The following is an 8,958-nucleotide window of genomic DNA, read 5'->3' on the forward strand; positions in this document are numbered from 1 at the left end:
AGAAAGCGGTATCCTGACCATGACGAATTATTCGATTTCACAGGCAAGCAGAATCTCTTTACCGGAATCCTTTTCATGGCCTACTAAAATTTGTAACTTAAAACGCTGTATGTTAGAAACAAGAATCCCGATTAAAAATACAGATAAAGAACTGGTCATCATCAATTTCCATCTGGAAGCCTATGACAGCGGTGAAGGCAAAATTGCTCAGAGTAAAAAGCTGGCGAAAAAGCTGCAGGAAGAATATGAAAAAGGTAATTATGTCATTGCCGGTGGCGATTTTAACCAGACATTTGAAGGAATGGACACGTATCCCATCACAAACAAGGAAAACTGGGTACCCGGCATTATGCGTCAGGAGGACCTACCTGAACACTTTACCTTCTCCAATGCCGATAATGCACCAACCTGTCGTTTGCTTAATGAAGTCTATCAAAAAGATTCTCAGGTATATGTGATCGATGGCTTTATCGTATCCGATAATATAGAAGTTACATTCATTCAAAATATAGATACTAGTTTTGAATACACCGATCATCAACCTGTTTCTATGCGAATAAAACTTATATGATAAAAATAGAAGGAGTCTACGGATTCCTTCTATAAAATGTGTTCAATTCAATTTTTCTATGCCTTTTTCTCCAAAATCTTCATAATATCCTCTCTTGAGGATGGCTCCACTGACAACATATCCATTGCCTGCTCAATGTTGGTTGCAATATGATTTTTGACCAGTTGTAAAACACTGTCAGCTTTTCCTTGAAGAATACCTTTGATCGTACCTTTGGCCTCACCTCTCAGCTCGCCTTTCTCGATCAATGCCTCACTAAATGTACACATCTTCCTGACCTCCTCCTCTTCCTCTTGTTCTAATAGTATATTATATTTCTTCTCTAGGATTTCCAGGATCTGCTCCGCCTTCCTGTTTGACAGAAAGATCAGCTGTATGAACTCCATCACATCCCTGGGGCGCTTTAGGATCTCTTCAGTAGAAATCGTATCGATATCGTCTCCGGGGATACAGGATCAGGACTTCCATTGTATCTTTACCTCTTCGTTTTGTTTCGCCCTTTCCCGTTATCCGATTCTCCTCTACATAATATCGGTAGAGTTTGTTATCTTTGTATTTCGCATGTCTCAGACAGATTCAAAAAGAAATCACCTTGTGCATATCCGCATATGCATCCCCTGTAAACCCCTGCGGATCATTTCTTTGTCCGTCGATCAGTCGGCAGACATAGTAGAACCCTCGATGATACAGGGCATCCTTTCCCGGATCGATTCCCTGCGGTTCCATATCGATCCAGAGCCTTCTTTTGGGATCCTTTGGATGAGCAAGCTTAAACAGCAGGTCATAGCAAACCTTACTGTCAGGTATCTTGAGATCCTCTACATTTTGGCTGACCATTTTATTCGATGTTGGATCCATATCCAGCCGGTCATAAATCTCCTTTAAGGGAAGATGCCTGTATTCGGATAAGCACTCTTTATAGAGATAGGCCAGGATCTTTTTCAGAGACAGGATTTTCTTGCACTGGGCATCATAGGATCGTTGGGGATCCTTCAACAAAGCTCCCAAGCTTTTCTTTCTTCCATCGTTTTTCACCTCTCTTTCGTTACACACAGATGGAATTTGGAAACCTTCCTACTATTAGTTACGATAAAAATTCATAAAACTATGAAAAAAGTTGAATTTTTTTAAAACAGTTCTTAATACCCAGATAAAGAAAACTATGCCCCATAATCTAAAAAAGAATCAGGTTTATTTCTTCCCCTGATTCTTGACTGCATCCATCTTAGCCTGAATTTTTTCTGGATCTCCCAAATAATGATGCGATATCGCTTTTAAATCCTCATTCAATTCCATCACTAACGGCACACCTGTAGGAATATTCACATTGATAATAGCTTCATCTGAAATATCATTTAAATATTTAAACAAAGCACGAAGTGAATTACCATGTGCCGCGATCAAAACGTTTTTATTCGCAAGTATATCTTTCTTGATCACTTGTTCAAAATACGGAATAACTCGTGCAATCGTATCCTTCAAGCTTTCTGTTAGTGGCAATTCTGTAGAATCAATATTCGCATACATCTTCTGAAGTGCAGGATTTCGATCATCATCCGGCATCAGTGCCGGTGGTCGTACATCAAAAGAACGCCTCCAGATCTTGACTTGTTCTTCGCCATATTTTGCCGCTGTTTCCGCTTTGTTCAACCCCTGTAATGCACCATAGTGTCTTTCATTCAGCTTATAACTTTTAATCACAGGAATCCATTCTTCATCCAGTTGTGCCAGCACATGATTGGCCGTATGAATGGCTCTTTTTAAAACCGATGTATAGCACACATCAAAACTGAATCCTTCTTCTTTTAACGCTTTTCCGCCTTGCATCGCTTCCAAGTGTCCTTTTTCCGATAGATCCACGTCCGTCCATCCGGTAAATAAATTCTTTTGATTCCATTCACTTTCACCATGACGCACCAAAACAAGTTTATAGTTCATATAGTACACCTCTCTTCAGTTATACAATGCTAACTACAGTATAAATGACTAGCCTTTATAACCCAAGCAAGATGCTTAAAAAAGCATGCAGGCGCATGCTCTTATTCCAAATTCAATTTATGATTGGAAATCCAAACACTAATGGAATGGAAGATGATTCCAATGACCAAACTGTATAGTGTTGCTCCAATCATGATGATCATTGCTGTCTCCCATTCGTGACGTGTAGCAAATGTCACAAAAGAGTTTCCCAGGTGCCATCCGATTTCTGTATCAGCCGCCAAGCCAAATGCCATCATAAACACAAAGGCTATAGCCTGCAGACCAAAGCTGATCAAAAAATAGTAGGCAACACTTAATATTCCTTTTGCGCTGCGATGCATTTGCCCTAACATCATCGCCAAGACAAACATCGTAATCGATCCATAAACCGAAGCTAACGATAGAAAAGTCAATAATACAAGTAAGATCACGTTTCTAAACGTCCAGTGAAAGCTTGTCAACAGCACTTTTAATTCCATAAAGTCAAAGGTTGGTATCACAATCAAAATAGAAAGTATAAACAGCACAAAAGAGATCAGAAACAAGGCCAATCCAGCCATTTCTTTACTGATGATCAATGTGTTTCTGGATACTGGTAAAGTATTTGTCAAATAGCCTTCATCCTTTAACATGCTGTTGAAAAAATCACGAACACAAACTACGATAGGCCAAATAATCAGACAAAACAATGACATTACATAAATCACGGTATAAAAGCCGGAAAACGCTTTAAATAGTACCGTATCAAAAATCGGCCAATCTTGAATCCAATAGAAGATTCGAATACCAATCGGCAATACCATCGCAATGATATATACAGGCCATGTCACTCTAAACAAAGCTTTTAAATCATATTTTAAACGAAGACCTAACATCTGAAATCCTCCCGGAAAATCTGATCGATCGACTTTCCTTCACGCATTCGCAGCTGGTCAGCCTGTTCATGACGTGTTATACGACCATGATCCAGGAAAATCACTTCATCCAGCACTCTTTCCACATCCGAAATCAAATGGGTAGAAATCAAAATCGTAGCCCCTTCATCATATCCGGATAAAATCGTATCCAGTATATGATCCCTGGCAGCCGGGTCCACACCGGCCATTGGCTCATCCAAAATATACAGCTTTGCCTTTCTGGACATCACTAAGATCAATTGAACCTTTTCTCTTGTTCCTTTTGACAGCGTTTTGATTCGTCGTTCTACCGGAATCATAAATTCCTTCAACAGATCTTCAGCTTTTTGTCGATCAAAATCCGCATAGAAATCCTGAAAATAACGCAAGATCTCCACTACTTTCATATTCGGATCCAGATACGATCTTTCCGGAAGATAAGATATGATTTTCTTTGTCTCAATACCCGGCTTTTGTCCATTGATCTTTACGATTCCCTGATCCGGCACCAACAAATCATTGATCAGCTTGATCATCGTGCTCTTACCACTTCCATTCGTTCCAAGCAAGCCGATAATTCGTCCCGACTCTAAAGCTAAATTGATCTTCTCTAAAGCTTTGACCGGGCCAAAAGATTTACTGACTTGCCCAAGCTCTATAATATTCATCTTTTTACCTCATACTTTCTAATACTTCGATAATCTCATCCATGCCAAAACCTAATTGCTGCATAGATTTCAGAAAATCCCGAACCTGCGTTTTGGCCAGTTCTTTTTTCAACTGCCTTACCTTTTCCTGATCCGGATCCACATAACGCCCACTGGTTCTTTGCGAATGCACAAGACCTTCCATCTCCAAATAACTATAGGCCCGTTGCATCGTATTGGGATTGACCTGCATTTCCATTGCCATTTCGCGAATCGAAGGCAATTTATCACCGGGCTTATATTCACCAGTAATGATCTTTATTTTGATCTGATCCACAATCTGCAAATAGATGGGACGTTCATTTGAGAACGAAATACTCACGTAGACCCTCCTTTGTACTATTGTACTATTTATCTAATACAATAGTACAGAACACATCCTTCTTTGTCAACACAGAAATTTCACATTATTTACTGATTGAATTTCTATAATTCTCTGTTAGGATTGAATTCGTAAGGTGGTTAGAATTATATGCAAGAAAATGTCTTCTTTTTCCTCACAATGAAAAAAGATGTGATCTTCTTTTATGATCATTTAAGCCTGGAGGAAGGCTTGCGTTTAATGCGTAAGCACGGCTTTACCGCAATGCCGGTCATTAACACCCATGGAGAATACGTGGGAACGATCAATGAAGGTGATTTCCTGTGGTATTTTATCGATCATCCAGATACAAGCTATGAGGAGTTACGCGACACACCGATCAAAGATTTGATTCGTAATGACTTTACGCCTCCGATGATGATCGATGCAACCCTGGATGAATTGTTTGCCCAATCCCTGAAACAAAACTTTGTTCCTATTGTAGATGATCGTAATATTTTTATCGGTATCGTCACTCGAAGCAATATATTAAAATATTTGATGAAAACACAAAAGAAAGTGTTTCCGCTTTTAAAACAGGAGCTACAGGAAGAATCAACCAACTAAGAGCACGACGTGCTCTTTTCACTTGTCTGAAAATAGTGTATGATGGTTTCAAATCAAAAGGAGCGATATCAATATGAAATCTGATGACGGGCACCCCCGCTATATACAAAATCATGAGGAAAGTCAGCTATGAAAGTCTTGATCTATACGCTGATTTATCTTCTTTTGTTAGGCTTTTTGTCCCTTTGGCAAGGTACATTGAGTTTGATCAAGGTTTCCGAAAAGAGAAAAAAAGTACCCCAGTTAGTCACCATACAGTTTTTGATTGGATTCCTTTTATGCGGATACACCCTTCTGTTACAAGCAGAGCTTCAGCCTTATTTCACAAATGATTATTTGATGTATGGTGTGCTGTTAGTCTGGTGTACGTATTCTTTTATCATCGTGCATCGTTTATGCAAAGGCTTTGGCGTAAAAAAAGAAAAACAGCTGGCGCGTCGTTTAAAACCATTGACCACACTGTTTCAAATCTTATGCACACCTCTTACTTTTTTTGTCCGCATTCCGGTATTAAACGAAAGTGAAGAAGTTACCGAAGAAGACATTCGTGAGATGATTCAGACCTCCCAGGAGTCCGGGCATATAGAAGAACCACAAAAAGAGTTGTTTGACAATCTCTTCGAGTTCGATGATACCAGCGTGGAAGAAATATGTACGCATCGAAGTGAAGTAATCTGTCTGTATTTGGAAGATGATATGGATAAATGGAAACAAGTGATTCACGATAACCGTCACACTTTTTATCCCATCTGCCAGGAAGATGAAGACGATGTTGTCGGTGTTTTAGATACCAGAGACTACTTCCGTACGGATGCACAAAATCAAGATTATATTTTAGCCCATGCCGTAGATAAGCCTTTGTTCGTATTAGAAAACACCAAAGCCGATGATTGTTTTATGGAAATGAAAAAACGCAAATACTATTTTGCGATCGTCATCGATGAATATGGAGGCATGTCAGGTATTGTGACCCTTCATGATATTGTGGAAACCATTCTTGGTGAAATGTACGAAGAAGAGGACGAAGAGGAACCGGAGGAAATTCAAAAGCTGGATCAAAACACTTTCCGTATATATGGTTCCGCCAGCCTGGAAGATGTGCAAGAAGCGCTGAATATTTCATTGCCTGTGCAAGACTATGACACCTTTGGCGGCTACTTATTAAGCAGTTATGGTTCTGTACCGGATGATGGCGAACAATTTGATATCCACTTTGATCATATGGATGTCACTGTTAAAGAAATGAAAAATCACAGGGTGATGGAAACCATAGTCAACGTTATACAAAACGAGGAGGAAAATAAGGATGAAACTGTTACAGGAAGCGATTGAAAAACGTGGAGAAATTATTAATGATTCTATTTTAAAGGTCGATTCTTTTTTGAATCACCAAATCGATTGTGCCTTAATGGAACAAATCGGAATCGAATTTGCCAATTACTTTAAAGATAAGCATTTCACAAAGATCGTTACAATCGAATCCAGCGGTATCGCTCCTGCTGTATTTGCCGGTTTGAAAATGAACCTGCCTGTCATCTTTTTGAAAAAGAGTGAACCCAGCACAATGAAAGATCCGGTTTATACAGAAGCTTTCTCCTTTACCAAAAATCGAAAATATACGCTTTGTATGGAGCGCAATTGTCTGAATTCGGAAGACTCTGTTTTATTCATCGACGATTTTCTGGCAAATGGACAAGCCTTTATTTCGGCAGAAGATTTGGTTCATCAATGTAATGCTAAAATCGAAGGAATCGGCATCGTGATTGAAAAAAGCTTCCAGAAAGGAAGAGGGCTCATTGAAGAAAAAGGCTATGATATCTATTCACTGGCTCGTATTCAGGAAATGAAAGATAATAAGGTCGTTTGGGCTCAATAAAGTTGAGAAAAGGTCAGGCTGGCCTGACCTTTTACATTTGTAGTATGGTTTCCGCTTTCTCCAATATATGGTCTAAACTAAAATAACCACTCTGACGAAATTGTTCTTTCCCTCGCCTATAGAATACAACCGTAGGAACCGAGAAGATATTATTTTGAGCTGTCAGTTCCAGAAACCGATCCCGTGAAATATAAATTCCTTTTACATCCGGATGTTTTATCAACCATTGTTCGATGCGAACCTTCAACGCCTGACACGGCAAACAACTAAGAGATCCCACAAGAACAAATAGACCATTTTCATTCTTTCGTAAAGAATCGAATTCTTCAACACTCTTTAAGTCGATCATTCGAGTTTTCACTTCGCATTCTTTTGTTTATAGGCTTCTAATTTGTCTTTCCTGCAAAAAGAGATAAATGGACATTTTTGACACTGTGGATGGCGTGCCGTACACAAATAACGCCCAAAAAAGATAAAATCATGATGCCCCTGATTCCAGCGATCCCGATCAATTTTTCTTTTCAGCTTCTCTTCCACTTTTTCCACAGAATCATAAGGCTTGGCAAGCCCTAATCGCTTGGATACTCGATCGACATGCGTATCGACCGCAAAGCTGGGAATATCAAAAGCCACGCTGCGTACCACATTGGCCGTCTTTCTTCCCACCCCGGCCAAAGACATTAAATCTTTATAAGAGCTTGGCACAATACCATCGAATTTAGCTTCCAGATCTTTGCTTAAAGCAGATATGGAACGAGCTTTATTTCGGTAAAGTCCAATGCGACGAATATAAGGTTCAATATTGCTGATGCTGGCCCTGGCCATTTCTTTACTGGTCGGATAGGCTTCAAAAAGCGCCGGTGTGACTTTATTGACCGATTCATCGGTCGTTTGTGCACTCAGTACAACGGCCACTAAAAGCTGAAATGGACTTTCATGATGCAGTTCACACTTCGCATTGGGAAAATTTTTTTCGATTTCATCCAGTATTTCATTGGCATTCATCGCTTACCACTCTCCACATCTTCTACACTGAGTCCCTTTTCTTTCCAGGATACCAATATGCTTTCAATATAATTTAAATTTCTTTTTTCATATACAGCCGCTTCATTTAATGCACAAATGACCATACGCTCATCATAATAAGATGCCAGCTGTAAGATTCTTTCCATTTCCATAGAGCTTAACGTACGTTTAAACTCTGCTTCGAATTCTTCGATCAATGAACGATGCGATCCCTGCACTTTCTTTTGTTCCTGTGAATACACACCTTCAATATCAAATTGCAATCCACCTTGTTGATAGGTGATATTCAAATAACCTTTGTCGGCCAAGGTCACAAAAAGATTTTCCACTTCTTCTACATCAATATGCAGCTTCTGGGCAATCATTTCATGATGTATCGTTTTATGCATATCGTTATAATAATCGATCAACAATAAAGCCAAAGCCTCTTTAGGCTCCAGATGTAAAGATTCCAGATGATCTAAGATCCATACCTTGTGATCCACATAAGGAGATGTCCAATCCATTATCGTGCCTCTCTTTCATAGACTCGAACCAGTGTATCATAATCCAACAATAAAAGCTTGCCGGAACCTCGTATCTCATAGACAGGGTTGTCATACCCATACCCCAGTTGCACACTATCGGCCTCTATGCCATAAGAATCCTGTGCCGTTTTTCGAGCTTTATCATAATCCAAAGTTCCGATATCTCGGGTAGTGATTTCTTTTCCTGTCGCATCAAACCAATAAAGCGTTTCTTCCGTATATCCCTGATAGGTCAAATAATCAAACTGATGCGATGTCAAACCTTCTATATTCTCGACCTCTTTTTCTATCGTATTTATTGTTTTGTTTGTGGTTTCTTCATAAATCCGATTTGGTCCGCTGATAAACAAAGACCATAAGACCAAAAAGAAAATCACAAAAAGCGCTGCCAGCAGGATCGTAAAGCGTTTACCGTAATGTCTGTGTTTTTTTGCCATAAGATCCCCC

14 protein-coding genes are annotated in these 8,958 nt (G+C 39.5%); 4 read left to right on the forward strand and 10 right to left on the reverse strand.

Annotated elements, in window-relative coordinates:
- On the forward strand, positions 1-571 hold a 571-nt coding region (locus U0M88_RS09575; RefSeq protein ID WP_442902248.1), incomplete at its 5' end, for an endonuclease/exonuclease/phosphatase family protein.
- A 56-nt stretch (positions 572-627) separates the two neighbouring features.
- On the opposite strand, the gene U0M88_RS09580 is transcribed toward U0M88_RS09575, so the two are convergent.
- The 6 genes from U0M88_RS09580 to U0M88_RS09605 form a co-directional block, all read right to left on the reverse strand.
- Positions 628-840 (reverse strand): hypothetical protein, encoded by a 213-nt coding sequence (locus tag U0M88_RS09580; RefSeq protein WP_331869664.1) that lies wholly within the window; start codon positions 838-840, stop codon positions 628-630.
- Between the two features lie 307 nt (positions 841-1,147).
- Positions 1,148-1,624 carry a hypothetical protein gene (locus U0M88_RS09585; RefSeq protein ID WP_331869665.1) on the reverse strand — a complete coding sequence of 159 codons (477 nt, stop codon included), beginning with the start codon at positions 1,622-1,624 and terminating at the stop codon, positions 1,148-1,150.
- A gap of 138 nt (positions 1,625-1,762) precedes the next feature.
- The gene (gene gpmA, locus U0M88_RS09590; RefSeq protein WP_331869666.1) at positions 1,763-2,509 is read right to left on the reverse strand and encodes a 2,3-diphosphoglycerate-dependent phosphoglycerate mutase; all 747 of its coding nucleotides are present in this window, start codon (positions 2,507-2,509) and stop codon (positions 1,763-1,765) included.
- A gap of 101 nt (positions 2,510-2,610) precedes the next feature.
- On the reverse strand, positions 2,611-3,426 hold the full coding sequence (locus tag U0M88_RS09595; protein ID WP_331869667.1) for a hypothetical protein: 816 nt from the start codon (positions 3,424-3,426) through the stop codon (positions 2,611-2,613).
- Positions 3,420-4,115: an ABC transporter ATP-binding protein gene (locus U0M88_RS09600; protein WP_331869668.1), complete on the reverse strand. Its 696-nt coding sequence runs from the start codon at positions 4,113-4,115 to the stop codon at positions 3,420-3,422. The genes U0M88_RS09595 and U0M88_RS09600 overlap by 7 nt, the downstream gene beginning before the upstream one ends.
- Before the next feature lie 4 nt (positions 4,116-4,119).
- Positions 4,120-4,476 (reverse strand): GntR family transcriptional regulator, encoded by a 357-nt coding sequence (locus tag U0M88_RS09605; RefSeq protein ID WP_331869669.1) that lies wholly within the window; start codon positions 4,474-4,476, stop codon positions 4,120-4,122.
- A 180-nt stretch (positions 4,477-4,656) separates the two neighbouring features.
- Between U0M88_RS09605 and U0M88_RS09610 the strand changes: the two genes are divergently transcribed.
- The 3 genes from U0M88_RS09610 to U0M88_RS09620 all read left to right on the forward strand — a co-directional run bounded on the left by U0M88_RS09610 (position 4,657) and on the right by U0M88_RS09620 (position 6,958).
- Positions 4,657-5,082 (forward strand): CBS domain-containing protein, encoded by a 426-nt coding sequence (locus U0M88_RS09610; RefSeq protein ID WP_331869670.1) that lies wholly within the window; start codon positions 4,657-4,659, stop codon positions 5,080-5,082.
- Positions 5,083-5,211: 129 nt separating this feature from the next.
- Entirely contained in the window at positions 5,212-6,414 is a 1,203-nt protein-coding gene (locus tag U0M88_RS09615) for a hemolysin family protein (RefSeq protein ID WP_331869671.1), read from the forward strand.
- A complete protein-coding gene (locus U0M88_RS09620; RefSeq protein ID WP_331869672.1) occupies positions 6,389-6,958 on the forward strand; it encodes a xanthine phosphoribosyltransferase in 570 nt (189 codons plus the stop codon). Before U0M88_RS09615 ends, U0M88_RS09620 begins: the two co-directional genes overlap by 26 nt.
- A gap of 31 nt (positions 6,959-6,989) precedes the next feature.
- Here the strand turns inward: U0M88_RS09620 and U0M88_RS09625 are convergent, their stop codons facing one another.
- From U0M88_RS09625 to U0M88_RS09640, 4 genes are all read right to left on the reverse strand, one after another.
- Positions 6,990-7,307 (reverse strand): thioredoxin family protein, encoded by a 318-nt coding sequence (locus tag U0M88_RS09625; RefSeq protein WP_331869673.1) that lies wholly within the window; start codon positions 7,305-7,307, stop codon positions 6,990-6,992.
- Between the two features lie 8 nt (positions 7,308-7,315).
- Complete coding sequence (nth, locus tag U0M88_RS09630) at positions 7,316-7,963, reverse strand: endonuclease III (RefSeq protein ID WP_331869674.1); 648 nt, start codon at positions 7,961-7,963, stop codon at positions 7,316-7,318.
- Positions 7,960-8,490, reverse strand: coding sequence for a DnaD domain-containing protein (locus U0M88_RS09635; RefSeq protein WP_331869675.1), 531 nt, complete (start codon positions 8,488-8,490; stop codon positions 7,960-7,962). The genes nth and U0M88_RS09635 overlap by 4 nt, the downstream gene beginning before the upstream one ends.
- Positions 8,490-8,958 (reverse strand): hypothetical protein (locus U0M88_RS09640; RefSeq protein ID WP_331869676.1); only part of this gene is annotated, 469 nt, incomplete at its 5' end. The genes U0M88_RS09640 and U0M88_RS09635, both read right to left, overlap by 1 nt.

The sequence above is a fragment of the Faecalicoccus sp. genome (assembly GCF_036552745.1).
GTDB lineage: Bacteria > Bacillota_I > Bacilli_A > Erysipelotrichales > Erysipelotrichaceae > Faecalicoccus.

Bases quoted from the DNA above. Each gene is read 5' to 3' on its own strand.
- U0M88_RS09615 (WP_331869671.1), top strand. From the start codon at position 5,212: ATGAAAGTCTTGATCTATACGCTGATTTATCTTCTTTTGTTAGGCTTT.
- nth (WP_331869674.1), bottom strand. From the start codon at position 7,963: ATGAATGCCAATGAAATACTGGATGAAATCGAAAAAAATTTTCCCAAT.
- U0M88_RS09595 (WP_331869667.1), bottom strand. From the start codon at position 3,426: ATGTTAGGTCTTCGTTTAAAATATGATTTAAAAGCTTTGTTTAGAGTG.
- U0M88_RS09600 (WP_331869668.1), bottom strand. From the start codon at position 4,115: ATGAATATTATAGAGCTTGGGCAAGTCAGTAAATCTTTTGGCCCGGTC.
- U0M88_RS09580 (WP_331869664.1), bottom strand. From the start codon at position 840: ATGTGTACATTTAGTGAGGCATTGATCGAGAAAGGCGAGCTGAGAGGT.
- U0M88_RS09620 (WP_331869672.1), top strand. From the start codon at position 6,389: ATGAAACTGTTACAGGAAGCGATTGAAAAACGTGGAGAAATTATTAAT.
- U0M88_RS09610 (WP_331869670.1), top strand. From the start codon at position 4,657: ATGAAAAAAGATGTGATCTTCTTTTATGATCATTTAAGCCTGGAGGAA.
- gpmA (WP_331869666.1), bottom strand. From the start codon at position 2,509: ATGAACTATAAACTTGTTTTGGTGCGTCATGGTGAAAGTGAATGGAAT.
- U0M88_RS09625 (WP_331869673.1), bottom strand. From the start codon at position 7,307: ATGATCGACTTAAAGAGTGTTGAAGAATTCGATTCTTTACGAAAGAAT.
- U0M88_RS09635 (WP_331869675.1), bottom strand. From the start codon at position 8,490: ATGGATTGGACATCTCCTTATGTGGATCACAAGGTATGGATCTTAGAT.